The sequence below is a fragment of the Halomicrococcus gelatinilyticus genome, assembly GCA_024227995.1.
Lineage (GTDB): Archaea > Halobacteriota > Halobacteria > Halobacteriales > Haladaptataceae > Halomicrococcus > Halomicrococcus gelatinilyticus.
In genome coordinates, this window is record CP100465.1 from 156190 (window position 1) to 180546 (window position 24357).

Annotated in this window: 30 protein-coding genes; 21 read left to right on the forward strand and 9 right to left on the reverse strand. The window is 69.8% G+C overall.

From position 1 onward, the window contains the following. Window positions 1–39 precede the first annotated feature (39 nt). On the forward strand, window positions 40–801 hold the full coding sequence (locus tag NKT36_RS00755) for a DUF7547 family protein (RefSeq protein WP_327052039.1): 762 nt from the start codon (window positions 40–42) through the stop codon (window positions 799–801). 4 nt (window positions 802–805) lie between these two features. Here NKT36_RS00755 and NKT36_RS00760 read toward each other — a convergent pair whose 3' ends face one another. From NKT36_RS00760 to NKT36_RS00770, 3 genes are all read right to left on the reverse strand, one after another. Then, window positions 806–1519 (reverse strand): class I SAM-dependent methyltransferase, encoded by a 714-nt coding sequence (locus NKT36_RS00760; protein ID WP_327052040.1) that lies wholly within the window; start codon window positions 1517–1519, stop codon window positions 806–808. A gap of 163 nt (window positions 1520–1682) precedes the next feature. Then, window positions 1683–2060, reverse strand: coding sequence for a Zn-ribbon domain-containing OB-fold protein (locus NKT36_RS00765; protein WP_327052041.1), 378 nt, complete (start codon window positions 2058–2060; stop codon window positions 1683–1685). 1 nt (window position 2061) lies between these two features. Beyond that, window positions 2062–3219: a thiolase family protein gene (locus tag NKT36_RS00770; RefSeq protein ID WP_327052042.1), complete on the reverse strand. Its 1158-nt coding sequence runs from the start codon at window positions 3217–3219 to the stop codon at window positions 2062–2064. A 134-nt stretch (window positions 3220–3353) separates the two neighbouring features. On the opposite strand from NKT36_RS00770, the gene yciH reads away from it, so the two are divergent. Continuing rightward, a complete protein-coding gene (gene yciH / locus NKT36_RS00775; RefSeq protein WP_327052043.1) occupies window positions 3354–3656 on the forward strand; it encodes a stress response translation initiation inhibitor YciH in 303 nt (100 codons plus the stop codon). 127 nt (window positions 3657–3783) lie between these two features. Beyond that, entirely contained in the window at window positions 3784–4089 is a 306-nt protein-coding gene (locus tag NKT36_RS00780; protein WP_327052044.1) for a zinc ribbon domain-containing protein, read from the forward strand. On the opposite strand, the gene NKT36_RS00785 is transcribed toward NKT36_RS00780, so the two are convergent. Next, window positions 4090–4464: a secondary thiamine-phosphate synthase enzyme YjbQ gene (locus NKT36_RS00785; RefSeq protein ID WP_327052045.1), complete on the reverse strand. Its 375-nt coding sequence runs from the start codon at window positions 4462–4464 to the stop codon at window positions 4090–4092. Between the two features lie 85 nt (window positions 4465–4549). On the opposite strand from NKT36_RS00785, the gene NKT36_RS00790 reads away from it, so the two are divergent. From NKT36_RS00790 to NKT36_RS00810, 5 genes are all read left to right on the forward strand, one after another. Next, a complete protein-coding gene (locus tag NKT36_RS00790) occupies window positions 4550–4855 on the forward strand; it encodes a nucleotide pyrophosphohydrolase (RefSeq protein ID WP_327052046.1) in 306 nt (101 codons plus the stop codon). 42 nt (window positions 4856–4897) lie between these two features. Then, window positions 4898–5374, forward strand: coding sequence for a YbaK/EbsC family protein (locus NKT36_RS00795; protein WP_327052047.1), 477 nt, complete (start codon window positions 4898–4900; stop codon window positions 5372–5374). A gap of 53 nt (window positions 5375–5427) precedes the next feature. After that, on the forward strand, window positions 5428–5853 hold the full coding sequence (locus NKT36_RS00800; RefSeq protein ID WP_327052048.1) for a DUF4149 domain-containing protein: 426 nt from the start codon (window positions 5428–5430) through the stop codon (window positions 5851–5853). Then, entirely contained in the window at window positions 5850–6323 is a 474-nt protein-coding gene (locus NKT36_RS00805; protein ID WP_327052049.1) for a GIY-YIG nuclease family protein, read from the forward strand. Before NKT36_RS00800 ends, NKT36_RS00805 begins: the two co-directional genes overlap by 4 nt. A gap of 93 nt (window positions 6324–6416) precedes the next feature. Further along, entirely contained in the window at window positions 6417–7427 is a 1011-nt protein-coding gene (locus tag NKT36_RS00810; RefSeq protein WP_327052050.1) for a DUF7544 domain-containing protein, read from the forward strand. A gap of 4 nt (window positions 7428–7431) precedes the next feature. Here the strand turns inward: NKT36_RS00810 and NKT36_RS00815 are convergent, their stop codons facing one another. Continuing rightward, entirely contained in the window at window positions 7432–9834 is a 2403-nt protein-coding gene (locus tag NKT36_RS00815; RefSeq protein WP_327052051.1) for a DEAD/DEAH box helicase, read from the reverse strand. 170 nt (window positions 9835–10004) lie between these two features. Between NKT36_RS00815 and dps the strand changes: the two genes are divergently transcribed. From dps to NKT36_RS00880, 13 genes are all read left to right on the forward strand, one after another. Then, the gene (gene dps / locus NKT36_RS00820) at window positions 10005–10631 is read left to right on the forward strand and encodes a DNA protection during starvation protein (RefSeq protein WP_327052052.1); all 627 of its coding nucleotides are present in this window, start codon (window positions 10005–10007) and stop codon (window positions 10629–10631) included. Between the two features lie 42 nt (window positions 10632–10673). Continuing rightward, on the forward strand, window positions 10674–11036 hold the full coding sequence (locus NKT36_RS00825; RefSeq protein WP_327052053.1) for a 2Fe-2S iron-sulfur cluster-binding protein: 363 nt from the start codon (window positions 10674–10676) through the stop codon (window positions 11034–11036). A gap of 50 nt (window positions 11037–11086) precedes the next feature. Next, a complete protein-coding gene (locus tag NKT36_RS00830) occupies window positions 11087–11515 on the forward strand; it encodes a DCC1-like thiol-disulfide oxidoreductase family protein (protein WP_327052054.1) in 429 nt (142 codons plus the stop codon). A gap of 106 nt (window positions 11516–11621) precedes the next feature. After that, complete coding sequence (locus NKT36_RS00835; RefSeq protein WP_327052055.1) at window positions 11622–12215, forward strand: DJ-1/PfpI family protein; 594 nt, start codon at window positions 11622–11624, stop codon at window positions 12213–12215. A 445-nt stretch (window positions 12216–12660) separates the two neighbouring features. Next, the gene (gene cobT / locus NKT36_RS00840) at window positions 12661–13668 is read left to right on the forward strand and encodes a nicotinate mononucleotide-dependent phosphoribosyltransferase CobT (protein WP_327052056.1); all 1008 of its coding nucleotides are present in this window, start codon (window positions 12661–12663) and stop codon (window positions 13666–13668) included. A 52-nt stretch (window positions 13669–13720) separates the two neighbouring features. Then, window positions 13721–14383: an HAD family hydrolase gene (locus NKT36_RS00845; RefSeq protein WP_327052057.1), complete on the forward strand. Its 663-nt coding sequence runs from the start codon at window positions 13721–13723 to the stop codon at window positions 14381–14383. Then, complete coding sequence (cbiB, locus tag NKT36_RS00850) at window positions 14374–15276, forward strand: adenosylcobinamide-phosphate synthase CbiB (protein ID WP_327052058.1); 903 nt, start codon at window positions 14374–14376, stop codon at window positions 15274–15276. Before NKT36_RS00845 ends, cbiB begins: the two co-directional genes overlap by 10 nt. After that, a complete protein-coding gene (cobS, locus tag NKT36_RS00855) occupies window positions 15267–16013 on the forward strand; it encodes an adenosylcobinamide-GDP ribazoletransferase (protein ID WP_327052059.1) in 747 nt (248 codons plus the stop codon). Before cbiB ends, cobS begins: the two co-directional genes overlap by 10 nt. Beyond that, entirely contained in the window at window positions 16013–16549 is a 537-nt protein-coding gene (locus NKT36_RS00860; protein WP_327053411.1) for an NTP transferase domain-containing protein, read from the forward strand. Before cobS ends, NKT36_RS00860 begins: the two co-directional genes overlap by 1 nt. A 133-nt stretch (window positions 16550–16682) precedes the next feature. Beyond that, on the forward strand, window positions 16683–17693 hold the full coding sequence (locus NKT36_RS00865) for an aminotransferase class I/II-fold pyridoxal phosphate-dependent enzyme (protein ID WP_327052060.1): 1011 nt from the start codon (window positions 16683–16685) through the stop codon (window positions 17691–17693). Further along, a complete protein-coding gene (locus tag NKT36_RS00870) occupies window positions 17683–18435 on the forward strand; it encodes an adenosylcobinamide amidohydrolase (protein WP_327052061.1) in 753 nt (250 codons plus the stop codon). Before NKT36_RS00865 ends, NKT36_RS00870 begins: the two co-directional genes overlap by 11 nt. A 17-nt stretch (window positions 18436–18452) precedes the next feature. Then, entirely contained in the window at window positions 18453–19151 is a 699-nt protein-coding gene (locus NKT36_RS00875; RefSeq protein ID WP_327052062.1) for a cob(I)yrinic acid a,c-diamide adenosyltransferase, read from the forward strand. After that, window positions 19151–20632 (forward strand): cobyric acid synthase, encoded by a 1482-nt coding sequence (locus NKT36_RS00880; RefSeq protein WP_327052063.1) that lies wholly within the window; start codon window positions 19151–19153, stop codon window positions 20630–20632. The genes NKT36_RS00875 and NKT36_RS00880 overlap by 1 nt, the downstream gene beginning before the upstream one ends. Before the next feature lie 390 nt (window positions 20633–21022). Here NKT36_RS00880 and NKT36_RS00885 read toward each other — a convergent pair whose 3' ends face one another. The 4 genes from NKT36_RS00885 to NKT36_RS00900 form a co-directional block, all read right to left on the reverse strand. Beyond that, a complete protein-coding gene (locus NKT36_RS00885; RefSeq protein WP_327052064.1) occupies window positions 21023–21643 on the reverse strand; it encodes an SAM-dependent methyltransferase in 621 nt (206 codons plus the stop codon). A 176-nt stretch (window positions 21644–21819) separates the two neighbouring features. Beyond that, window positions 21820–22062: a hypothetical protein gene (locus tag NKT36_RS00890; RefSeq protein WP_327052065.1), complete on the reverse strand. Its 243-nt coding sequence runs from the start codon at window positions 22060–22062 to the stop codon at window positions 21820–21822. Between the two features lie 299 nt (window positions 22063–22361). Continuing rightward, window positions 22362–23417, reverse strand: a complete 1056-nt coding sequence (locus tag NKT36_RS00895; protein WP_327052066.1) for a tyrosine-type recombinase/integrase — start codon at window positions 23415–23417, stop codon at window positions 22362–22364. Next, window positions 23407–23799, reverse strand: a complete 393-nt coding sequence (locus NKT36_RS00900; protein WP_327052067.1) for a DUF5805 domain-containing protein — start codon at window positions 23797–23799, stop codon at window positions 23407–23409. The genes NKT36_RS00895 and NKT36_RS00900 overlap by 11 nt, the downstream gene beginning before the upstream one ends. Window positions 23800–24357 lie beyond the last annotated feature (558 nt).

Here is a 24357-nt window from a genome sequence, read left to right on the forward strand (position 1 = left end):
ACAGCCAACGCTTTTGGGCTGGGGTACGAACGACGAGCCATGGCAGACGACCGCGACGACCTCGAGGAGCGCGTCGAGGAACTGGAGGCCACGCTGCGCGAACTCCGCGACGAGATGCGCCGGCCGCCGCGCGGTCCCATGGGCCTCCCGCGCCCCCCGACGCCGCGCGAAGTGCTCCGGTTCACCGGCGAGTACGGCATCCCCACCGCCATCGCCGTGCTGGAGGCGAACCTCCGCGCGCTGGAGATGCTCCAGCGCGTCATCCGCTACGTCGACCCCGCCGACGCCACGAGCGAGACGCGGGACGAACTCGGCTCGCGCGCCCAGCGGGCGAGTCGCGCGACATTCGACCGCCTCGAACGCTCCCTCGCCGACCTCGAAGACGTCATCGCCGAGGGCGACCTCCCGCGCGAGTCGGCCGCCCGGAACATCCTCCAGGAGGCCCGCCGGCTGAACGAGGACATCCGCGACGAGATCTCCGCCGGCCGCGAGCAGGCGGACGCCGCTCGCGAGTCGGGCGGAGTCGACAGGGGCGAGACCACGGACGACCTGGGCGGCGAGGCCGTCGACATCGCCGTCGACGACGAGAGCGAGGACGGCGCGAGCGACGCCACCACGGAGGACGACCGCCCGGAGGTGGACGTCGACGCCGAACTGGAATCCATCCGCGACGAACTGGAGGAGCGAGACGAGAGCTCCGTCGGCGTCGACGAGGCCGACGCAAAGTCCGGAACCTCACCCGCCGACGCCGATGACGATGGGAGCGACTCCGACGAGGACGCGGACGATGCGGACACCTGACCTGTCATACCTTCTCCAGCGCCGCCCGGTAGTGCGGTCCCTCGTCGCCGTACCGAACGGCCGCTACCTCCCAGCCGGTGCCGTCCGTCGCTGCTCGGAGCCTGTCGGGGGAGAACAGACGGAACAGCAGCGCGTCGCCGACGTCGCCCTCGTACTCGAAAGACATCACGCGGTGGGCCAGCCCCGGCGTGGGGTCGTCGCGGTAGCCCAGTAGCTCCGCCGCCTCGTCGCGGTCGGGGTCGTAGCAGTCGACCACCGCCGTCCCGTCCGGCGTCGTGACGTGCGCGAGGTCGCCGAGGAACGACCGCAGGCCCTGCATCGACCCGGCGAGTCCTATCTGGGTTCCGACGACGAGCGCCGACCGGAACCGATCGCGGTCGAACGACTCCCGCAGCGCGAACATGTCGCCGCGGCGCGCGTCGGCCACGCCCCGCTCTCGCATCGTCTCGACGAGGTGGTCGCTCACCTCGACCGCGACCGTCTCGAACCGCTCCTGGAAGTACAGCGCGTGGCGGCCCGCGCCGGCGCCGACGTCGAGCAGCGGGCCGTCGACCCACGACGCCAGCCACTCGCTCGCCTCGTCGTCGACCGTGAACTCCGCAAAGTAGAACCGCTCGATAGGGTGGTCGAGGGTCTCCTCGCCGTCGCGCTGTACCAGCGGTTCGTCCTGCTCGTCCAGATGGAAGTCCCGGACGGCGCGACCGAACGGGTCGGACATGGCTCGACGTTGGGGAAGTGTCGGGAAAAGGATTGGTGGCCGTTGTTACCGTCCCAGTCGCGGTCCGACTCTTTGGTACGTTTCAAACCGTGACGCACCGATGAACGGCGCTTAGACCGAATCTCTCTCCGATTCGAACCGTGGAGCGTCGATGAAACGACGCTCAGACCGATTCGAACCGGAACCCGTCCCACTCCTGGCTTTCCTTCTCGCGGATGCCGGCGTCGGGGTCGCGGAGTTCCTCGGCGTAGACCGGCCGGACCTCGTCGCCGATGTCGACCTCGGCGTCCTCGACGAGTTGGCCGATGGCGCGGACGCGCTCGCCGTCGACGTCGAACTCCACGATGGCGAGGGAGTTCGTCGAGCGGACGCCGGGCGGCGTCGCGGTGTTCGTCGTCCAGGTCACGACCTCGGCCGTGCGCTCGGAGAGGTCGACCGTCCCCTCCTGGGGTTCGCCGCACTCGGGGCAGCGCGGGTGCCCCGGGTAGGTCAGGTGGCTGTTCGGGCAGCGGTGCGCGTCGAGAGTGTGGTCGTCTGTCATCTCAGGGTTCCTCCATGATGGTGGTGGTGACGCAGTTGCCGAACCCGCCGACGTTGCACGCGAGGCCGACCTCGGCGTCGACCTGCCGCGCGCCCGCGTCGCCGAGCAACTGCTGGTGTATCTCGTAGGCCTGCGCGACGCCGCTCGCGCCGAGCGGGTGACCCTTCGACTTGAGGCCACCGGAGGTGTTGATGGGCAGGTCGCCGTCGCGGTCGGTGACGCCCTCCTCGACAGCCTTCCAGCCCTCGCCCTGGTCGAAGAAGCCGACGGCCTCGCTCTGCAGGAACTCCAGGATGGTGAACATGTCGTGCAGTTCCGCGACGTCGACGTCGTCCGGTTCGCGGTCGGCCATCCGGTAGGCCTGGTCGCTGCTCTCGACCGCTGCGCCCATCACCGTGGGGTCGTCGCGCTCGTGGACGACGTGGGTGTCGGTCGCGCCGGCGACGCCCGAGATGACGGTGTACTCGTCCTCGTCGACGTATTCCCCGGCGACCGATTCCGGGCAGAGCAACAGTGCCGCGCTGCCGTCGGTGATGGGGCAGAAGTCGTACAGCCGTAGGGGGTCGGCGACGACGGGCGACTCCATCACGGTGTCGAGGTCGACCTCCTTGCGGAACTGGGCGTGGGGGTTGTCGAGGCCGTTGCGGTGGTTCTTGACCGCGACCTTCGCGAGGCTCTCGCGCGGCGCGTCGTACTCGTGCAGGTAGCGCCGCGCAGTCAGGCCCGCGAACGAGGGCAGGGTGACGCCGTGCTTGTACTCGACGGGATGGGTGAGCGAGGCGATGACGTCCGTCGCTTCGGCGGTCGTCCGGTGGGTCATCTTCTCGCCGCCGACGAGCAGCGTCAGGTCGCTCGCGCCCGACGCGACGGACTGCCAGGCCGCGTAGATGCCGGCCCCGCCGCTGGCGCTGGTCTGGTCGACGCGCTGGGTGTACGCCGGCAGCGCACCGAGGTCGTGGGCGAGGGCGTTCGGGACGCCAGTCTGGCCCTCGAACTCGCCGCTGGCCATGTTCGAGACGTACAGGTGGTCGACGTCGTGTGGCGACGCGCCGGCGTCGGCGAGACACGCCTCGCCCGCCTCCGCGAGCAGCTCGCGGAGCCAGGCGTCGCGGTCGCCGAACTGCGTCATCGACGCGCCGATGACTGCGACTCGGTCCATGCGCGACACGACGGGGTGGCGGGTTTATAATCTTGAGATTCGTGCAAGCGTGGCTCGCGGTCACGGTTCGCGGCTGATGTCACCGCGATGACGGGGGACAGGTCCAAGCGTCTCGGCGGCGTACCCTCCCTGCCGTGCCAGAGGACGACAAACGAGATCCGTTAACTGGGTTGCCCGAGGACCTCGGCATCGAGGAGGACCTCGGCCGGACCGAGCAACGGCTCAGGATACGCATCGAGAAACGACGGTACGACAAACCGGTCACCGTCGTCGAGGGGTTCGACAGGGGGTCGGTGGACCTGAAGTCGCTCGCGTCGGACCTCAAGAGCAAACTGGCCACGGGCGGGACTGTGACCGACGACGCGATCGAACTCCAGGGAAACCATCGCGACCGGACCGAAACGATACTGAACGAGAAGGGGTTCGCGGTCGAGTAGCGCCAGACGTCGCCGCTCGCCGGCGCGCGCCGACGGCACTCGTCGGCGCGGTGTTACGGTCCCGGAACCGCGCCCGCCCGGCCCGGGGATTTTTGTCTGCGTGGGTGTGTGTAACAATCACGCTACGATGACGTCCGAGGAGGCCGACGACTCCAGTCAACCGGACGGCGTGACCACCACGGAGGGAGAGGACCCGACGACGGTGGACCGCCTCGCGTCGCAGGTCGAACAACTCGAATCGGAACTCGACGCGACGAAGGAACGGCTCAGCGCAGTCGAGAAGAACGTGCGCTGGATGGCCCAGCGGCAGGCGTCCGAGACGGGGCGGAGCATCTGTCCGAGTTGCAACGCCGGCGGCGCTCTCACGGTCGAGCGCACCGCCACCGGCAAGCAGAAGGTCGAGTGCTCGAACTGCGGCGAGCGCCTGGTGTAGTCACCGCACCACGAGGCGGCGCGTCCGCGGGCCGTCGCACTCGACGAACAGTATCGACTGCCAGGTTCCCAACGCAAGGTCGCCGTCGTCCACGGGGACCGTGACGTGCTCGCCGAGCAGCATCGAGCGCAGGTGGGCGTCGGCATTGTCGTCCATCCGGTCGTGTCCGTAGTCCGCGCCTCGGGGGACCAGGTCCGCCAGTGCGTCCTCCAGGTCGTCGAGCAGTCGACGCTCGTTCTCGTTGACGACCACGCCGGCGGTGGTGTGCGGGACGAAGACGGTGCAGGTGTCGGCGTCGTCAGGGACCCGGTCGGCGACGCGCCGGGTCACGTCGACGACCTCCAGCCGGTCGGACGTCGTGACTTCGAAATCCATACCGGCCCTTCGTCGGCAGGGGAGTTAATCCGTCGGGCGGCCCAGACCCGCAGGAGCTAACTCCGTGGCACGAACTCGCCCGCGTATGGAGGCCCAGCAACGAGTCGCGGAGTTCGTGGCGGACAGGGAGATGGACGCCCCGCCGGCGTTCCGACTGCTCGACCTCGCGGCCGAGGTGGGCGAACTCGCCGCGGACGCCAACGAGTCGTCGGGATACGGGGCGTCCCCGGACGACGTCGCGGTCGACAGCGACGAGATCGGCGACGCGCTGTTCGCGCTGCTCGCGTTCGCAGACTCGCTCGACGTCGACGCCGGTGCGGCCCTCGACGAGGCGCTGGCGAAGTACGAGGCTCGCCTCGACGAGCGCGGGGAGGCGTCGTCCGAAAACTGACGGGACCGGGAGAGATTTGACGCGGGAGGACGACTCGCCGCCATGCACGAGCGAGCAGACGAGTTCCGGGAATGTGCACGCGAGAAGTTCGGGTTCGACGTCGACGTCCACGAGTTCCCCGAAGGGACGAAGACGGCCGCCGACGCCGCCGAGGCCGTCGGCTGCGACGTCGCCCAGATAGCCAGCAGTCTCGTCTTCCGCGCCGACGGCGACCTCGTCGTGGTCGTCACCAGCGGCGCGAACCGCGTAAGCGAGGCGAAGCTTGCGTCCCTGCGCGACGTCGACGAGAGCGACGTGTCGATGGCCGACGCCGACGCCATCAGGGACGCGCTCGGATGGTCCATCGGCGGCGTCCCCCCGTTCTGTCACGATACTGACCTCTCCGTCTATCTGGACGAGACGCTCACCGAGTTCGACACGGTGTGGGGCGCGGCGGGCACCCCCGAAGCGGTCTTCCCCCTCGACCCGGAGACGCTGCGGGAACTGTCGGATGCGACCGTCGCCGACGTGACCGAGTGACCAGCAGCGCCGGAGGCCGACCATTGATTTTCCCCGCCTACTAACCCCCGGACATGAGTCTGATCGGTACCGCGCTTGCGACCGTCGTCGACGCCGTGCTCGGCGTCTGGCTCGGCAGCATCGTCTTCTTCTCGTTCGTCGCCGCGCCGACGACGTTCGGCGTCCTCGGCGACGACGCCGGTCGGGTCGTCAACGCCATCTTCCCGAAGTACTACGACTTCGGCCTCGGCCTCGGAGCGGTCGCGTTCGTCGCGGCCGCGGCCGCCGGCGCGATGACCGCCTTCGATGCGGTCCTGCTCGTGCTGCTCGCGCTGGTTGCCGTCGGGGCGGCGCTCGACGGCTACGCCCGCTGGGTGCTCATCCCGAAGATGGAGCGGGCGGGCGACGACGCCTTCGCCGAGTACCACCGCCAGTCAGTCGTCCTGAACGGCGTGACGATGCTGGCCGTCGCCGGCGCCATCGTCGCCGCCAATCTATGAGCGACGGCGGCACCTACACGCTGCTCGTGGAACTGGACGCCCCCGCGACCGTCCCGTTCGGCGCGCTGGGCGAGCGCGACCTCCCCGCCGGCTGGTACGCCTACACCGGCAGCGCGCTCGGCACCGGCGGGTTCGCCCGCGTCGAACGCCACGGCCGGGTGGCGAGCGGTGAACACGACGCGCGCCACTGGCACGTCGACTACCTGCTCGGGCATCCGGACTCGCGACTGGTCGACGACGTGCGGACGGTCGGGGCGGACGCGGAGTGCGCGGTCGCCCGCCGCATCCGTCGCGGCGTGTCCAGCGACGGTCGCAGTTCCCCCGGGGCGTCGACTGACGGCATAGCCGCAGTTCCCGGCGTCGGCGCGACGGACTGCGACTGTCCCGCTCACCTCCACGGACCCGCCGACCGGGAGACGCTGGCCGCGACCGTACGCGCCGCTCACGACGAGCAGCACCTCGACGGGTGACAGTTCCGGCCGCCTCGTCGCCCGTCGCACGTCCGTCGGGCGGACTCTCACCCCTTGCGACAGTTTAAGTATCAAGACTACGGACTTTCCGCCATGGTCTGGTACGCCGTCGAAGCCCTGGACGACGCGGTCGACCCGGTGCGAACTCTCCTGTTCCCTCTCGACGTCAGCAGGTGGCTGAAACTCGCCGTCATCGTCCTCTTCCTCGGTGGCGGCGGGGTGACGCCCCCGACCGCCGGCGGGCAGTCGACGGTCGGCGGCGGCGAGATGGCGCCCGACGGCGGCGCTGTTGAACTTCCCTCGGAGACAGTCATCGCGGCCGTCGTCGGCTTGCTCGTCGTAATCCTTGCATTCGTCCTCCTGTTCACGGTCCTGGGGTCGGTGATGGAGTTCGCCTTCCTCGAATCGCTCCGCACGCGCGAGGTCCACGTTCGCCGCTACGCCAGCGACAACCTCGGCAAGGGTCTCCGACTGTTCGGCTTCCGCATCGCGCTCTACCTGGTCGGACTCGTCCCCATCGTCGGTCTCGCGCTGTTGCTGTTCCCGGGTCTCGCGACGGGGTCCCCGACCATCGTCCTCGGGACCGTGGCGCTGTTCGTCCCGGTCATCGCGCTGTTCGGCTTCGTCGTCGCGCTCGTGGACGGCGCAACGACGAACTTCGTCGTCCCCGTGATGCTGCTGCGAGACGAGGGCCCGGTCGCCGCCTGGCGCACCTTCTGGCCGACGCTGGTGGCCGACTGGAAGCAGTTCGCCGTCTACGCCGTGATCCGCGTCGTGCTCGCCATCGCGGCCGGCATCGTCCTCTCCATCGTCGGCGGCTTCCTCGCCGTCGCCGTGCTCGTGCCGTTCGCCGTCGTCGGTGCCGCCGCGGCCCTCGCCGCCGGTTCCCTCTCCGCACTGTTCTCGACCACCGCCGGACTGGCCGTCTTCGCCGTGCTCGTCCTCGCGTACGTCGTCGTCCTCTTCTTCGTGCTCTCGGTGGTCCGCGTCCCCATCCAGGCGTACCTCCGGTACTACGCCCTGCTCGTCCTCGGTGACGTCGACGCCGACCTCGACCTCATCCCCGAGGTCCGCGAGGAGACCCGCGGCCCCGAACCGGTCTGAACCCTCACTTCTCGGCCAGTCGTTCCAGCAGGTGCGCCGCCAGGTCCTTGTCCAGCGGGTCGTTCGCGTTGCCGCAGTGGGGCGACTGGACGCAGGACGGACACCCCGACTCGCAGCCGCAGGCGCGGATCATCTCGGCGGTGTTCGCCATCAGTTCCTCGACGGTCTCGTACCCCTCGCGCGTCAGTCCGACCCCGCCGGGGTAGCCGTCGTAGATGAAGATGGTGCTCGCGCCGGTGTGTGGGTGGTACGGCGTCGACAGCCCGCCGATGTCGCGCCGGTCGCACAGCAGTTCGAGCGGGAACAGCGATATCATCCCGTGCTCGGCGGCGTGGATCGCGCCGGCGAAGTCGCCCTCCATCCCCCGTAGTTCGCGCTCGATGGGTTCGGGGATGGTGAAGTACAGCGCCCGCGTCCGCAGCGGCAGTTCGGGCAGGTCGAGCGACTGTTCCCCCAGCGTGTCGCCCGTCTTCGGGTCGCGGCGCTCGAAGCCCGTGATGCGCTTGCGCATCGTCACGTCCGCGAACCGGACGACGCAGTCCTCGCGCGTCGACAGCGTCTTCTCGCGCAGGTCCTCCTCGACGGTTATCTCCTTGTCGTGGCGGACCTTCGTGTAGTAGTCGGCCCACGTCGGCGACAGCTCCGCCACGTCGCGGCCGAGGTCGAGGTCGACCACCTCGTAGCTCTGTCCCTGGTGGTGGTAGATGGCACCCGGGTGGACGTCGGTGAGCGCGTCGCCGAAGGACAGGGAGGCGATGACGTCGCCCGACGACCGGTCGAGGACGTCGACCTCCCGGTCGTCGATGGTCCGGAGGCTCATCTCGTGCTGCGGGCTGCCGTCGCCGTCGTAGGTCCACCGCATCCCGGCGTCGGTCTGGCGGCGCGCCAGTTCGCCGCGCGCCGCCAGTTCCGAGACGACGTCGGGAAACGTCTCGCCGAAGTGGCGCTCGTCGTCCGGCGACAGCCACGACTCGCGGGCGGCCGATTTGACGTGGTCGGGGAGCAGTTCGTCGTTCGCGGGGTTGACGACGGCGCGCTCCGGGCCGCCGGACTCGTCGTCCTGCCCGTCGTTCGCCTCGGCGTCGCCGTCCACGTCGTCCTCCTCGCCGCCTTCTGCGTCGACCGTCTCGACGCCGGCGAACAGCGCCTCCGGGTGGGCCATCACGTACTGGTCGAGCTGGTCCTCGCCGGCGACGAGGACGACGAGGCTCGGGTCGTCGCCGCGGCCGGCGCGCCCGGCCTGCTGGAACGTCGCCATCCGCGTTCCCGGATAGCCGTCGAGCAGGACGGCGTCGAGGCCGCCGATGTCGACGCCGAGTTCGAGCGCGTTCGTGCTCCACGCGCCTCTGACGTCGCCGGAGTGGAGGCCGTCTTCGAGTTCCCGGCGACGGTCGTCGCGGAGCGCGGCCTGGTAGGCGGCGATCGTATCCGCGCGGTCGCGCTGGCCGCGCTCGCGGAGGTCGTCGGCGCTCTCGATGGCGTACTGCTCGGCGGCCTGGCGCGCCCGCGTGAACGCCAGCGTCTGGTGGTCCCGGCCGACGAGGTCGACGAACAGGCGCCTGGTCTCGACGTGGGACGACCGGCGGCGGCCCGACGCCGTCCCGTCCTCGTACTCGGGGGGATTCCACAGCAGCCAGTGGGTCGGCCCCGTCGTGCTGGCGTCCTCGTCGACGAGCACGAACGACGACTCCGGGCGTCCGGTGACGCCGCTGGCGTGCTCGACCGGGTTGCCGATGGTCGCCGAACAGCAGACGAAGTCCGGGTCGCTGTCGAACCGCTCGCAGATGCGTTCGAGACGGCGCATGACGAGGGCGACGTGGCTCCCGAAGACGCCCCGGTACTCGTGGACCTCGTCGACGACGACGGTTTCGAGGCCCTTGAAGAACCAGTCCCAGAGCCGGTTCGCGTACGGGAGCAGGGCGTAGTGGAGCATGTCGGGCGTGGTGAGCACCACCGTCGGCATGCGGTCGCGCACCTCCCGCTTCTCCCCCTTGTCCAGTCTGCCGGTGTACTGGTCGACGGTGACGCGACTGCCGAACCCCAGGTCGCGGGCGAGCTCCGACAGCGTCTCCTCCTGGTCGTTGATGAGCGCGTTCTGCGGCGCGACGTACAGCGTGCGCCCGCCGTGGTCCATCGCGCGCTCGAACGCGGGGACGGTGTAGGCGAGGCTCTTTCCGCTCGCGGTCCGCGTTGCGAGGACGACGTCGTTCCCGTCGCGGACCGCGTCGATGGCGTCGGCCTGGTGCCGGTAGAAGCGGCCGATGCCGCGCTCGTCCAGCGCCGAGGCGAGTCGCGGTTCGACGTCGACGTCGCGGTACCGTCCGTCGTCGCCCGGGAGCGTCGCGTGCCGTTCGACCTGTCCGTCGTAGTACGGACGCCCGCGCAGCCAGTCGATGGTCCCCTGCACGCGTCTCGGTAGGGAACGGGGGACCTAACGCGTTTCGTCGCGCGCCCGATCCATCGAACGGCCACAATGGCTAAGGTACAGAAATGGTTTCGCTATATGAAAATAACGTCCGTTGTGCCAAAGGAAATTTTAAGACAACAGAAGTAGAGTTGGTTCCTGGGGGTTTACCTATGTCAGACGAACGTAAACACGGCTCCGGAAGCGTTGCGCCGGGAGATACCAGCGACCGAGTGGGGATGCAGGTCATCCGGGAACGCGGTGGCGACCCCGAGGAGATCCGGGAGGCGCTCATCGACGCCATCGGCGCGGAGTTCTCGACGTACTACTACTACACGAACCTCCGCACCCACCTCGCGGGTCACGAGGACTACAAGGAGATCGCCGAAGACGCGCGTCTCGAGGACCGCGCACACTTCGAACTAGTGATGCCCCGGGTCTACGAGCTCGGCGGACACATCCCACGGGACATCGGCGACTTCATGGACCGGGCTGGCTGCCCGCACGCCGAACTTCCCGAGGAACCGAACGCCGAGAACATCCTCGAAACGCTCCTCGAAGCGGAGCGCTGTGCCATCCGAACGTGGTCCGAGGTCTGTGACATGACCGAGGGGTGCGACCCGCGTACCTACGACATGGCCTCGCGCATCCTGCAGGAGGAGATCGACCACGAGGCGTGGTTCATCGAACTGCTCTCCATGGAACGCGACGGCGAGACCAACCCCGCCGGCCACTTCGTCCGCGGCGAACCCGGCGAGGCACCGTACTCCACGAACAACCGCATCAACGACTCGGCCTGAACGGACGACACGCTCATTTCTTTCCGGCCGGAACTCGATTCCGTGAGTCGCTACACCGTCGACATCGAGGTTCCGGAGGACTGCGACGTCGACCAGGCCGGCGAGACGGTCTCCGTCGAGGTGTCCGACGACGAGTACGTCCTCGCCGTCGCACGGTCGGAGGGCGTCTGGCTGCCCGCCGACTGCCAGCAGGGCTGGTGTACCACCTGCGCCGCCGAACTGATCGAGGGCGAGGTCGACCAGTCCGACGCGCGCCGGTACTACGAGGAGGACCGCGAGGCCGGCCTCGTGCTCAGCTGCGTCGCGAAACCGCGCTCGGACCTGCGGATACGCGCCTGCCAGCAGGACGCGATGCTCGACCACCGCGCCGCCCACGACCGGCCGCCCGGGAACGCCAAGCGGTGACCCCGGACGTTGCGACGAGGTTTATTGAGGGCGAGACCCGAACACTGAGCATGAGCGATTACCACGCCGTGCTGGTGTTCGACGGCGACTGCCCCTTCTGCTCGGCGGCAGCCTCCGCCCTCCGGCGACTCCCGGGCGTGGGTGCCGTCGCGTGGAACGACGACGCCGCCCAGGCGTTCCTCGCGGCGCAGTTCGACGAGACGCCGTTCGCGCTCGTGCTCGCCGACAGCGGGACCGAACGGGTGTACGTGGGTCGCGAGGCGGCCCGCGAACTCTGCGAACGCGCCGGGATGCCGGCGCTGGTCCAGGACGTCGTCGGCGACAACTACGAGTCCATCGCCGACGCCATCCGGACGGTGACCGGCGTCGACCGCGACCCCGACCCCTACCACGGCGTCTACCCGCTCGCGGACGACGCCCGCGACCGGTTCGACGCCCTCGCCGGCAGCGCCGGTCACACCGCGAAGGTCCGGCGCTAGGCCACAGCGGTGCTCTTCAGGTGCCGACACCACCGTTCTCCACGCCGCCACGTACGTCTACCTCACCACCACGTATATGCTACTCCCTGACGTGGCCTCGTGTGGCATGGACGGAAAGAAACTGCTGATGATCGTCGGCGACTTCGGCGAAGACTACGAGATCATGGTACCGTTCCAGGCGCTCAAGGCGGTCGGCCACGAGGTGGACGCGGTCTGTCCGGAGCGCGGGGAGGGCGACACGGTCAAGACGGCCGTCCACGACTTCCGGGGCGACCAGACCTACCTCGAATCGCGGGGGCACGACTTCGCGCTCACCGCGGACTTCGAGGCGGTCGACCCGGCCGACTACGACGGCCTCGTCCTCCCGGGCGGCCGGGCACCGGAGTACCTCCGGACGTACGACGAGGTGCTCGACGTCGTCCGGCACTTCGACGACGAGGACAAACCAATCGCCGCCATCTGCCACGCGGCCCAGATACTCGCGGCGGCGGACGTCGTCGGCGGCCGGACCTGCTCGGCCTACCCCGCACTCGAAGCCGACGTGGAGGGCGCGGGCGGCGACTACTACGACGGCGTCGTCACCGACGGCAACCTGGTGACGGCCCGCGACTGGGGCGACCACCCCGAGTGGCTCTCGCAGTTCCTCGACGTCCTCGGCACCGAGGTAGAGCACGGGCAGACGGTCGCTGCGGACGACTGACGCCGATTTTCGACGCTCTCGACGCCTCTTCCCGTCGAACGGCGACGACGGTTCCCCCATCCCCTCGCGGCATTTCGTATAGCGCGATACGGTTCATGCGTTCCGTCAGGCACACGTCCCGTCCTCTCGCCGAGGTCGCGTCGGGCCGTCCGCCGTCGTCCCGAGCGACGACTCGTCGGCACGCGAGGCCGCTGGCACGCCGAATCGCGGAAACGCGCCGGTGCCGACCGCCGCGCCGGTGCGGTCGTGCGTGGTGGGACCGCGACCGACCGTCTGTTCCGTGGGGACGACGCGGGCCGGACCGTGCGAATGCAGCCGGCACCAACCAATTAAAGTTGGATTGTTCTAATCACACTGTATTGATGATGGATCCGAGCGCGCTCCGAAGAGCGGACGAAGCGAACCGGAACTGGTCATCCCCGTCCCCCGTGGAGCTGTGGGGCAGATGAGGTTCGTCGTCGTGGCGGGCAACACGGAGACGGCACGGATCGACGGCATCAGCGCCGCCGGGGCCGACGGCGACGTGATGGTCCACACCCCGAGCGCCGACCTCGAGATACTGACGTACGGTCGGCCAGTGCAGGCACCGGTCGTCCCCGTCAGTCCGTCGGGGTGTCCCACGCCTGCGGTCGTCACCCGCGCGGCGCGTGAGCTGCTGGAGTTCGAGACCGTCGCGCTGGACGCCGGCCTCGCCCGCCAGACCGGGTCGCCCACCGTGACCGTCGGCGACGGTGTGGGGCGGGACGTCCGCCGAACCCGGGCCGTTCCCGCCGCTCCGGAGACGTACGAAGCGGCTCGGCAGTTCGGCCGCGACCTCCCGGACGACGAACTCGTGCTCGGTGAGACCATCCCCGGCGGCACGACGACGGCGCTGGGCGTCCTCACCGCACTCGGCGAGCGGGCGACGGTGTCGTCCTCGCTCCCGGACAACCCGCTCGCGCTCAAGCGAGCGGTCGTCGACGAGGCGCTGGACGCCAGCGGCCTGTCCCCCGGTGACACGGCCGACGACCCGGTCGAGACGGTCCAGCACGTCGGCGACCCCGTGCTCGCCGCCGTGGCCGGACTGGTCGACGGCGCGACGGATTCGGGCACGTCCGTAACGCTCGCCGGCGGCACCCAGATGGCGGCCGCCGCCGCACTCGCTCGCCACGCCGGCGTCGACGCACCGCTCTCGCTCGCCACCACCTCATTCGTCGCCGCCGACGAGACTGCGGCCATCCGCGACGTGGCGACGGACCTCGACCTGGCGCTGACCGTCACCGACCCCGGCTTCGACGCCCGGGACCATCCGGCGATGGACGCCTACGTCGCCGGCGAGGCGAAGGAAGGCGTCGGGATGGGCGGCGCGCTGGCGCTCGTCGACCGGTCCGACGTTCCGATGGCGTCGCTACGCGAACGGATAGTCACGGTGTACGACCGACTCGTGGCCGACGCGTCACCGCCGGATCCATGAATACCGCAGCATTCCGAGAGCCGAACCCCACGCTCCCCCGAGGTGACCACCCGTGAGTGGAGCCGACACGTCGATCGACGGCGTCTCGTTCGACCTCTTCGGGACGCTGGTCAGGGTGGACGGACCTGACGACCCGGCCGCGGCGGTCGCCGACGCGCTCGAAGCCCGCGACGTGGACGTGCCGGACGACTGGTCGACCGCCTACGCGGAACCGCACGTCGAGGTCCCCGACGGCACCGAACTTCCCCTCGCGGACCACGTGGTGGCCGCGCTGGCGAGCCGTTCCGACTCGCTTCGCGGGGACGACGTCCGAAGCGACGTCGAGGATGCCGTGTTCGACGCGTTCGAACCGCGCGTGGAGACCCGGGAGGACGCCGCGTCGGCCGTGAAGACGCTGGCGGACCGCCTGCCGGTCGGCGTCCTGTCGAACTGCAGCGTTTCCGGCCTCGCCGAACGCGCCCTCGCCGAGTCCGACGTGGACGAGTCGGCGCTCGACGCGGTCGTCACGAGCGTCGACTGCGGGTGGCGCAAGCCGGCCCCGCGCGCGTTCGAGGCCGTCGCAGCGGAACTGGGCGTCGAGGTGGACCGACTGGTCCACGTCGGCGACGATCCCCGGACGGACGGACGAGCGACCGCGGCGGGCGCGAGGAGCGTCCTCGTCGAGGAGACGCCGCTCGGGGCGGTTCCCGAGACCCTGGAGGAACGATGGGGATGACGGCGACCGCGGCGGTCGGACTGGCCCTGCTGCTGGACGCCGTCTTCGAGGAGTTCCCCGGCCGCGTCCATCCCGTCGCGCTGTTCGGTCGCGTCGTCGGTCGATTCGACCGGTCGTGGGCCCATCCGAAACCCGTCGGCGCGCTCGCCGCGCTCGTCCTTCCGCTCGGCGCGGCCGCTCTCGCGGGCGTACTCACCGACCTCGCCGGCAGCTACGGCGCGGCTCTCGGCACCGGCGTCGCCGCGGTTGCGCTGTTCAGCGCGACGAGCCTCCGGATGCTGGTCTCGGAGGCCGCCAGCGTCGTCGACCGGACCGAGAGCGACGTCGAGGCCGCCCGCGGCGCGGTGCGTGCGCTCGTCGGCCGGGACGCGACCGACCTGTCGCCGGGTGAACTCCGGAGCGCCGCCGTCGAGTCCGTCGCCGAGAACCTCGCCGACGGACTCGTAGCGCCCCTGGTCGCCTTCGCACTCGGCGCGCAGTTCTCCCTCCCGCTGGCGGTGGCCGCCGCCGTCTGGGTGAAGGCCGTGAACACGGTGGACTCGATGCTCGGCTACCGCTCGAAGCCGGTCGGCTGGGCGGGCGCGCGCCTGGACGACGTCGTCATGTGGCTGCCGGCCCGACTCGGCGCGGCGAGCATCGCGCTCGCCGGTCGGTCGCTGGCGGCGCTCGGTCGCGCTCGCGTCTGGCATACCGCGCCGCCCTCGCCGAACTCCGGGTGGCCGATGGCGACCCTCGCCGCCGTGCTCGACGTCGAACTCGTCAAACCGGGCGTGTACGACCTGAACCCGGCCGGCGAGCTGCCGACCGCCTCCGACGCACGGGCGGGCATCCGCGTCGTGGGCGTCGCGGGCGTGCTCTCGTTCTTCACCGCGGGGGTGGTCGCGTGGTTCTGACCGCGCTCCGGGGCGCGCTGGGGTTCCTCTCCCGGTTGCCGCTCGGCCGGACCGAGGACGCGTGGGAGGCGTTCCGGGCGTCCCCGACGGCGTTCCCACTCGCGGGCTACGTCGTCGGCGCGCTCGTCGCGCTGCCGCTGCTGGTGCCCGCACCGGTCCCCACCGTCGCGCTCCTGTTCGTCGCCGGCGTCTACGCCGCGACGGGTATCAACCACGTCGACGGGGTGACGGATCTCGGCGACGCGGCGGCCGTCCACGGCGGACCGTCCGAGCGTCGCGACGTGATGACGGACACCGTCGTCGGCACCGGTGGCGCGCTCGCCGTCGCCCTCGTCGTCCTCGGTCTCGGCACCGCCGGCGCAGCACTGGCCGGTCTTCCCGCACGGGCAGCGCTCGTCGTCGTCACGGCCGAGGTTGGCGCCAAACTCGGCATGGCGACGCTCGTCTGCCTCGGGTCGGCACCGCACGAGGGACTCGGTTCCGCGCTCACGGCGAACGCGGACGCCCGCTCGCTCGTCCCGGCGGCCGTCGTCGCGCTGCCCGCGGTCGCGCTGACCTGGCCGCGGCTCGCCCCCGGCGCAGCGGCCCTGACCGCCGCCGTGCTGGCGTCGCTCGCCGTGTTCGCCTGGGCGCGGACGAACCTCGGCGGGGTGAGCGGCGACGTCCTCGGGGCGACGAACGAGGTCGCTCGCGTCGCGGCGCTGCACGCGGGGGTGGTCGCGTGGACGCGCTTCTGATGTGCGGCGGCCGCGGCACCCGCCTCGACGCACCCGTCGAGAAGCCGCTGTTCGAGGTCGGCGGCCGGCCGATGGTCGACCACGTCCGCGACGCGCTCCGCGCGAGCCGCTGCGAGACCGTGCACGCGGTCGGCTCCCCGGACACGCCGGAGACCCGCGACCACTGGGAGGGCACGTATCTCGAAGCACCCGGCGACGGCTACGTCGCCGACCTGCAGTACGCACTGGAGCGGGTGGACACCCCGGTCCTGACCGTCGCTACGGACCTCCCGCTGCTCGGCGGCGACGCGGTCGACGCGGTGCTGGACGCCCACGGCGGCGGGTCGCTGACGGTCGCCGTCCCCGCCGCGCTGAAGCGCCGCCTGGGGGTGAGCACCGACACGACGACCACCGTCGTCGGCCGCGAGGTCGCACCGACGGGACTCAACGTCGTCGACCCGGACGACGACGGCGACACGCACCTGTCGTACGACGTCCGCCTCGCGGTCAACGTGAACCGACCCGGCGACGCGACCGTCGCGGAGGAACTCCTATGAGAACGCAACGCAGGAACCCGGATCCGACGGACGGAACGAACGGTGACGGCACACACCGAACCATCCAGCGAGGCTGTCTGAAGACGGACGAGCGACCGCCCGGCCGACCGACGTCGGCCGGGAGGGGTGACGGATGAACCCCGACGCCGTCCGCCAGGTCGGCCGAGAACCACACGGTAGCAGCGACGACCCGACCCTGCTCGACTTCAGCGCCAACACGAACCCCCGGGTTCCGGACGGGGTCGAGGCGGTGTACCGGGACGCGTTCGAGGCGTCGCGGTCGTATCCGCCGGAACCGCCGGCCGAGTACCGGGAAGCGGCGGCAACGTACGTCGACTGCGACCCCGAACAGGTCGTCCCGACGCCGGGCGGCCTCGCCGCCATCCGCCGGACCGTCGATCTCGCCGTCGACGACGGCGACTCGGTGCTCGTCCCGCACCCCAGTTTCGGCGAGTACGCGCGGGAGGTCCGCCTCCACGGTGGCGACCCGTCGTTCGTCCCGCACCACGAAATCCTCGACGCCGACCCCACAGACCACGCGCTCGCAATCGTCTGCAACCCGAACAACCCCACCGGCACCGCGTACGACGCCGGCGCGCTGGCGGCGTTCGCCGACCGGTGTCGGGGGGCCGGAACGCGACTGCTCGTCGACGAGGCGTTCCTCGGGTTCACCGACCGGCCGTCGCTCGCGGGCACGGACGGCGTCGTCGTCGCGCGCTCGCTGACGAAGCTGTTCGGCCTCCCCGGCCTCCGGGCCGGGTTCGCCGTCGCGACGGGGGAGTTCCGGGAGGCCCTGCTCGGTGCTCGCCGCCCGTGGAACGTCGGCGGCACGGCACTGGCCTCCGGTGGCTTCTGCATGGACCAGGGCGACTTCGTCGCGCGCACGCGAGAGCGCGTGCGAACGGAGCGAGCGCGGATGCGGGAGGCACTAGCCGAACGGTTCGACGTCGTCCCCTCCGACGCGCCGTTCCTGCTGTTCGACGTCGGCGACCGCGACGTAGACGCCGTGCTCGCACGGGCGCGGGAGCGCGGCCTCGCGCTCCGCGACGCCACGACGTTCCGGGGGCTCGACTCCCACGTCCGCGTCGCCGTCCGACTCCCCGAGGAAAACGACCGTCTCCTGGAGGTGCTCCGTGACGTTTGACGCGACGGTCGCCGACGGTGTCCTCGCGGTCCGCCGACCGTCGACGCGCTGGCTCTCGACGGGGTGGGCCGGCGGGTACGAACGGGCGGACGCCGCCTACAACGTCACCGTCCCCGAGGGCTGGGACCGGACCGACCTCGACGCGTACGTCGCGGAACGACGCGACAGCGCGGGGTTCGAGAGCAGCGGGCCGTCGCTGCTGACCGGCGTCGAGATGCGCCACGCCAGGGGTGCTCGTCTCGGTCCCGTCCGGGCGTTCGCCACGGTCGGTCTGTCGAACCCGGCTGCCCTCCCCGTGGAACGGGGAGCGAAGGACGGTGACCGAGGAGGCGCCGCGACGACCGGCGTCGACGACGAACGGGCGACCGACGAATCGCTCGACGGTGAACGACGCATCGGGACGGTCAACCTCGTCGTCGGGACGACGCGGACGCTGGACGACGGCGCGCTCGCGACCCTGCTCGGCGTCGTCGTCGAGGCGAAGGCAGCCACGCTGGTGGCGCTGTCCGGCTTCCCCGGCACGACGTCGGACGCTGCGGTCGTCGGCAGCGTGCCGGACGGCGAGTCAGAAACGTTCGCCGGCAGTGCGACGGCGGTCGGCGCGGCCGCCCGCGCCTGCGTCCGGGACGCGGTGCGTGCGAGCTTCCGCTCCCGGTACGCCTCGCGGGGCGTCCCACGTTCCGTCGACGACGCCGATCACGGCGTCGTCACCGACCAGCGCGCGGATGTGTTCGAACCGTGAACGACGATAGGGATACCATGACGAACGACGACACCGACGACGACCGAGAGGAACAGCCCCCGCGCCCGCCAGGGCGCGGCGAGACGCCCGAAGCCCGCCCCGTCGAGCCGTCGGCTCCGCCGGAGTTCGGCCTCGTCCAGGTCTGGTGGGGAGACGGCAAGGGGAAGACGACCGCCGCCCTGGGGATGGGGTTCCGCGCGGCCGGGCACGGCTACCGCGTCCACGTGCTCCAGTTCATGAAGGGCGGCGCGTCGAGCGTCGAGGACGTCCGCGGCGAGTACAACGCCATCGCGGCGATGCCCGGCATCTCCTACGAGAACTCGGGTCACTACGGCTGGCACGGACGGCTGGACGGGTCCGACGAGGACGAACACGTCGCCAGGGCGCGCGGCGGACTGGAGCGCGCCCGGGAGCTAATCGGCGCTGTGCGCGAGGCCGACCTGGGGTCGCCGCTCCCGCTCGACGGCCCCGCCGACGACGGCGTGCACATGCTCGTCCTCGACGAGATACTGTACGCCGCGAACCGCGAGCTCGTCGACCCCGACGCGGTCGTCGACCTCGTCGAGTCGAAACCGGACGACCTCGAACTCGTGCTCACCGGCGGTCACGAGGCACCCGAGTACGTCCGCGACCACGCCGACCTGATCACGAACGTCCGCAAGGAGAAACACCCGTTCGGGGCGGGCCACCGCGCCCGCAAGGGGACCGAGTACTGATGACCCACACCCTGCTCGTCGCAGGGACGGCGAGCCACGTCGGCAAGAGCACGGTCGCGACGGGGCTGTGTCGGCGTCTCGCGCGGCAGGGCGTCTCGGTCGCCCCGTTCAAGGCACAGAACATGAGCAACAACGCCCGGGCGGTCGTGACCCCCGACGGCGACTGGGGCGAGGTCGGCGTCTCGCAGTACGTGCAGGTGCGCGCAGCGAACGTGGCGCCGACGACGGACGCGAATCCGGTCCTGCTGAAACCACGTGGTGACGGCGAGAGCCAACTCGTCGTCCAGGGGGAGCCGGTCGGCCACTTCGCTGCCGGCGACTACTACGAGGAGCACTGGCACCGCGCTCGCGAGGCGGCCGTGGAGTCCTACGAGCGACTGGCGGCCGACCACGACGTCGTCGTCGCCGAAGGGGCGGGCAGCATCGCCGAGATCAACCTCCACGACCGCGACCTGGCGAACGTCGAGACGGCCCGGTTCGCGGACGCGTCGATCCTGCTCCTCGGCGACATCGAGCGCGGCGGCGTGTTCGCCAGCCTCTACGGCACGCTCGAACTGCTGCCGGACGACCTGCGCGAGCGGGTCTACGGCGTCGCCATCACGAAGTTCCGCGGCGACGCCGCGCTCCTCGAACCCGGCATCGAGGAGTTCGAGCGGCGCACGGACGTCCCTGTCGTCGGAGTGCTCCCCCACGACGACCCCGGTCTGCCCGAGGAGGATAGCCTGTCGCTCCCCTCCGTCGACGAGCGGGCCCTTCTCGGCGACGACGACGGCGTTTCACCGGACCGCGCGGTCACCGTCGGCGTCCCTCGCCTCCCGCACGTCTCGAACTTCACCGACGTCGACCCGCTGGCGCGCGTCCCCGGTGTCCGCGTCGCCTACCTCCCGCTCGACGCCACCCTCGATGGGGTCGACGCGCTCGTCCTCCCCGGCACCAAGAACACGGTCGACGACCTGCTGGCGCTCCGGGAGGCCGGGTTCGACGACGCCCTCGCGACGTTCTCGGGCCCCGTCGTGGGCATCTGCGGCGGCTACCAGATGCTCGGCGAACGACTGACGAACGCCGCCGTCGAAGGGACGGGAAGGAAAGACACCCTCCGGGGATTCGGCCTTCTGCCGGTCGAGACGCGGTTCACGCGCGAGAAGGAGGTCCGTCAGGTGTCCGTGGACGTCACTGGAACCGGCCCCATCGACGGCGCCACGGGAACCGCGTCCGGCTACGAGATACACGTTGGGCGGACGTCGCAGACACCGTCCGTCGGTCGGCCGCTGGGCGAACAGAGTGCTGCGACCTCGTCCGTCCTCGGCACGTACCTGCACGGCCTCTTCGAGAACGAGAACGTTCGGGCGGCGTTCTGCGACGCCGTCTTCCGTAGCACGGGAACGTCCCGTCCGTTCGCGTCGTCCGAACTACCGTCTCCCTACGTCGACGCCGCGGACCTCGTCGACGGAATCGACCTGCCGTTCGATCCGTTGCCGTAGGCCGTCTGTTCGTTCCGTTTTCGCGATGAGATTGTCTCGGTCCTGTCCGTTCACCCCACTGGCTTCTGTATAGCGAAATGCGGTTTACTCGTTGCGTCGGAGACGTCGGCAGTGCCAGGAACTGAAAGTACATTTATAACTAGTCTGTCGCGTTCCAGCGAAACGGCCGACGGATACGGGATGGTGCGTCCCCCCGTGCAACCGTCCGGGCGCGGTTCGCTGCTGCTATCCTCTGACCGGCTGTCAATCAGGCGCGAAGTTCCGGCAGGGACAGGAGGACACGGCCTCGTTCGACACAACGATAGCCGACCGGAGCTTCGGTTCGTGGTGTTCCGTCCGACCTGGACGTACAGCCCTCACTTCGTCCCATCGACCCCAGGGTGACATCGCTCATAGCTCCTCGGCTGGCTTCCTGTAGACAGCCTCCACTGCGGCGTGCTGGTGGGGTTCGCCGCCGGAGTCGTCGTCGAACACGAACTCGTCCCTGTACAGGCGCTCCCAGTCGCCGTAGTACGTCCGGAGTTCAGTGGGGTCGTAGAAGTGCTCGTTCTCCCCCCAGTCGGGTGCCGGCGGGACGTCCTCCCGGTCGACGAACGCGAAGACGGCGTGGACGCCGCCCGGGCGAGTCTGCTGCTTGAAGTGGTCGAACTGCGCGCTGCGATTCTCCGGCCGGAGGTACTGCACCGCGCCGATGGAGTAGAAGACGTCGACCGGACGGTCGATCTGGAGGTCGTTGACGTCGGCCGGTTCCGTGTCGATCGCGACGCCGCGTTCCTCCGCCAGCCGTCGGGCCTTCTCCAGCCCGTTCGGCGCGACGTCGACGGCGAGGACGTCGAGGCCCCGTTCGGCCATGTAGACCGAATCGCGTCCTTCCCCTGCGCCGACGTCGATGGCGGAGAGGTCGTCTCGCTCGGGCGCGAACTCGACCGCCCGCTTCGCGAGCTCGTTCGGTTCCGTTCCCCAGTAGTACTCGTCGCGTCCGTAGATTTCCTGCAATCTCTCGTATTCCATCGTCGTCTCCTCGGTCGAGAATCGCCGACGGGGAGTAGTTTTCGACGTGCGTCTCGTCTTGGATACGGTCGGTACCGCGGATTCGGGTCCGACGGTCCCTCGAATGGGGAAATCTCCGGAATCGACGAGGGAGACGTCCTGTACGGTATTTCCGGTAGTCGAACTGGCGGCGTCCGTCACTCGCAGGCGTCCGGGTCGAGGGTCGTCGGCATATCGCGGAACGTCCCGTCGGCGTCGACGCGCACGGTGACGGAGTAACAGCCGGCATTGCCGTTCTGCGGAAAGGTTCGCCGTATCTCGTCCGTTCCGCCGTCGAGACGGGCCGTCACGGTGTACCTGCCGGGGTCGGTCGGCAACCCGTCGGTGACGACCGGTTGTGTCTCGTCCTGCGGCGGGACGTCCTGGGTCCTGCGGAACACCGTCTCGTCGTCCGATTCGATGTGAACTGCGACCGTTTGCGGCGCGTTTCCGCGGTTGATGAACACCAGTTCGCCGATTCGTGCGTTGGGAGTACCGAAGACCGACGTACACCCAGCGAGGAGCGCTGTCGACGCCGTTCCGAGCCCGACGAGAAGGCGGCGACGGGACCGGTGCGTGGGCACGTCCGGGTATGGCGACGGGCACCGGTATACGTCTTTCGCTACTGACGGGGATTCAGTTTCGCGCCCATCTCCGCCACTGGATATCGCGACATGGAATTCATCTGTTCGCCATCGCCCTACAGCAGCGAGTACACGTTCGCCTCGTACACCTCGCGAACGCGGTCGCCCCAGTTGTGCGTGTAGGTGTCGATGATGTCGCTGGCGACGTCGCCGCGGAGGTACTTGACGATGCCGCGGTCGCCGGTACGGTCCCGGAGGTGGGTGGTGAAGAAGTGCCGGAAGTAGTGGGGTGTGACGTTCTCGGCCGCGCCGCCGCCGGTGCGGTACCACCCGGCCTCGCGGGCGTGGCGTTCGACTGCGTGGCGGACCATCTTCGGCGTGACGCGCTCGCCCCAGTCACCGCTCGTGCTGACGAACAGCGCCGGCGACGAGGTGTCGGGACGCACCGCCAGCCAGCGCACCAGCGTCCGCGACAGTTCGTCGTCTACGGGCACTATCGTCCCCCGTTTGCGCTTGTTCGAGGCGGTGCGCTCCTCGCCGTTGACGACGTCGCCGCGGGAGACGTCGGCGGCGACGTAGAGCGAGTCGGGGCGGTCGTCGATCTGCGGCCGTTCGCCCAGCGAGAACGCCGTCCTGGCGTCGTCGTCGGACAGGTTCACGTCCTGGAGGTCGAGATTGCAGAGCTCACCGACGCGCATCCCGGTCTTCAGTAGCGTGACGACGAGCGCCCGCTCCAGGGGGTGCCGGACGCCGTCGACGAACTCACGCATCCGGGGGATGGCGATCTCGCGTCGCGTCGGGTCCTTGTCGATGGACTCGTGCATCTCCTCGACGACGAGCGCCATCGGGTTGGATTCGAACGCACCGACCTGGGTCATGTACGCATAGAACCTGTGGAGGTAGGAGGCGTAGGTGGCGACGGTGCTCTCGGCGTTCTCGTCGCGGAGGGTGTGCACCCAGGCCATGCAGTCACGACGGCTGGCGTCCCCGGGCGTGACCGCACGCCCGGAGGGGTTGCGGTCGGGGTCGCCGAGGAACGACTCGAACTCCCGCAGGACGCGCTCGTAGGCGTCGCGGGTACGCTCGCTCTTGCCGTGGTACTGGAGGTCCTGGAGGAAGTACCCGACCGAGTCATCGGGGTCCGGGTCGTTGGTTGCGGGACTACTGGCCATCTGAACCCTCCACGACGACGTAGCCGCCGTGCCGACCGCTGTATCTCACGCGGTTCTCGTCCTGGAGGCTCCCGAGCGCCTCGTCGAGGCGGTCCTCGAAGTCGCCGGCGAGCCGTTCGACCAGTTCGTCCCACGACAGGTTCCCCTCGCGAGAGAGCAGTTCGAGGACGGTGTCTTCGAGGCCGTCACCCCCAGGGTTCGACCCGTGAGATTGGGGTTCCTCGGGGTCGAGGTCGAACCCCCGTCGTCCGGCCTGAACCATCGTCCGGACGAACTCGCTCTGGCTCATGTCGAGGGCGTCGGCGTGCTCCTTCCACTCGGATTTTTGGCACTCTGGAACGTACGTCTTCACAGCGGCGCGATCCGTCCCGTCGTCGGGCATGGACGGGACGTCTCAGCCCCACCACTTCAATTTGTCCCACGTGCCGTGATAAGCGAACTTATCTTCTCGAATAGGTCTCCAATCACTGCCGGAAATCCCTATTATCTCGTACGATAGCATCATCAAACCGCCCCTGATGGTACTATTTACGACGATAAACTTCTGGACGACGATTGCACCCAGGGCTGGTGGTCGGGGTCGACCAGTCGGCGTCCTCGTTCGTCGCTCGCTCCGGAACACTGCCCGTTCGAATCCGAAGCCCAACGAAGTTCTGGACGCGACGTTCTCGGACTCGCCCCGCGACGACGTTCGGTGTGGAGTCCGGGATAGTACACTGCGCCGTGCGCCCTTCAGGACGGGTGGCTGGACCTCTCCTGTCGACAGTCGCCTCGAACTGCTGGACAGCGGACTTTCGACCGTTCTCCGGATCCGTTCCCCCGGTGGTGGGCATGATGACCATGACGCCTCTGTGACGAGACGTGCGATTGTTCGGTGCTGACGCAGTCGAACCACCATCTCCGAACGGTGTCCGACCGGTCGGTTGCCACGCTCTTGCTC

Coding starts and splice junctions, on each gene's coding strand:
- NKT36_RS00880 (WP_327052063.1), top strand. CDS start 19,151: ATGACCCACACCCTGCTCGTCGCAGGGACGGCGAGCCACGTCGGCAAG.
- NKT36_RS00800 (WP_327052048.1), top strand. CDS start 5,428: ATGAGTCTGATCGGTACCGCGCTTGCGACCGTCGTCGACGCCGTGCTC.
- NKT36_RS00835 (WP_327052055.1), top strand. CDS start 11,622: ATGGACGGAAAGAAACTGCTGATGATCGTCGGCGACTTCGGCGAAGAC.
- NKT36_RS00860 (WP_327053411.1), top strand. CDS start 16,013: ATGTGCGGCGGCCGCGGCACCCGCCTCGACGCACCCGTCGAGAAGCCG.
- NKT36_RS00895 (WP_327052066.1), bottom strand. CDS start 23,417: ATGGCCAGTAGTCCCGCAACCAACGACCCGGACCCCGATGACTCGGTC.
- NKT36_RS00805 (WP_327052049.1), top strand. CDS start 5,850: ATGAGCGACGGCGGCACCTACACGCTGCTCGTGGAACTGGACGCCCCC.
- NKT36_RS00785 (WP_327052045.1), bottom strand. CDS start 4,464: ATGGATTTCGAAGTCACGACGTCCGACCGGCTGGAGGTCGTCGACGTG.
- dps (WP_327052052.1), top strand. CDS start 10,005: ATGTCAGACGAACGTAAACACGGCTCCGGAAGCGTTGCGCCGGGAGAT.
- NKT36_RS00780 (WP_327052044.1), top strand. CDS start 3,784: ATGACGTCCGAGGAGGCCGACGACTCCAGTCAACCGGACGGCGTGACC.
- cbiB (WP_327052058.1), top strand. CDS start 14,374: ATGGGGATGACGGCGACCGCGGCGGTCGGACTGGCCCTGCTGCTGGAC.
- NKT36_RS00810 (WP_327052050.1), top strand. CDS start 6,417: ATGGTCTGGTACGCCGTCGAAGCCCTGGACGACGCGGTCGACCCGGTG.
- NKT36_RS00885 (WP_327052064.1), bottom strand. CDS start 21,643: ATGGAATACGAGAGATTGCAGGAAATCTACGGACGCGACGAGTACTAC.
- NKT36_RS00755 (WP_327052039.1), top strand. CDS start 40: ATGGCAGACGACCGCGACGACCTCGAGGAGCGCGTCGAGGAACTGGAG.
- NKT36_RS00795 (WP_327052047.1), top strand. CDS start 4,898: ATGCACGAGCGAGCAGACGAGTTCCGGGAATGTGCACGCGAGAAGTTC.
- NKT36_RS00770 (WP_327052042.1), bottom strand. CDS start 3,219: ATGGACCGAGTCGCAGTCATCGGCGCGTCGATGACGCAGTTCGGCGAC.
- NKT36_RS00765 (WP_327052041.1), bottom strand. CDS start 2,060: ATGACAGACGACCACACTCTCGACGCGCACCGCTGCCCGAACAGCCAC.
- cobT (WP_327052056.1), top strand. CDS start 12,661: ATGAGGTTCGTCGTCGTGGCGGGCAACACGGAGACGGCACGGATCGAC.
- NKT36_RS00900 (WP_327052067.1), bottom strand. CDS start 23,799: ATGCCCGACGACGGGACGGATCGCGCCGCTGTGAAGACGTACGTTCCA.
- NKT36_RS00790 (WP_327052046.1), top strand. CDS start 4,550: ATGGAGGCCCAGCAACGAGTCGCGGAGTTCGTGGCGGACAGGGAGATG.
- NKT36_RS00875 (WP_327052062.1), top strand. CDS start 18,453: ATGACGAACGACGACACCGACGACGACCGAGAGGAACAGCCCCCGCGC.
- NKT36_RS00830 (WP_327052054.1), top strand. CDS start 11,087: ATGAGCGATTACCACGCCGTGCTGGTGTTCGACGGCGACTGCCCCTTC.
- NKT36_RS00760 (WP_327052040.1), bottom strand. CDS start 1,519: ATGTCCGACCCGTTCGGTCGCGCCGTCCGGGACTTCCATCTGGACGAG.
- NKT36_RS00865 (WP_327052060.1), top strand. CDS start 16,683: ATGAACCCCGACGCCGTCCGCCAGGTCGGCCGAGAACCACACGGTAGC.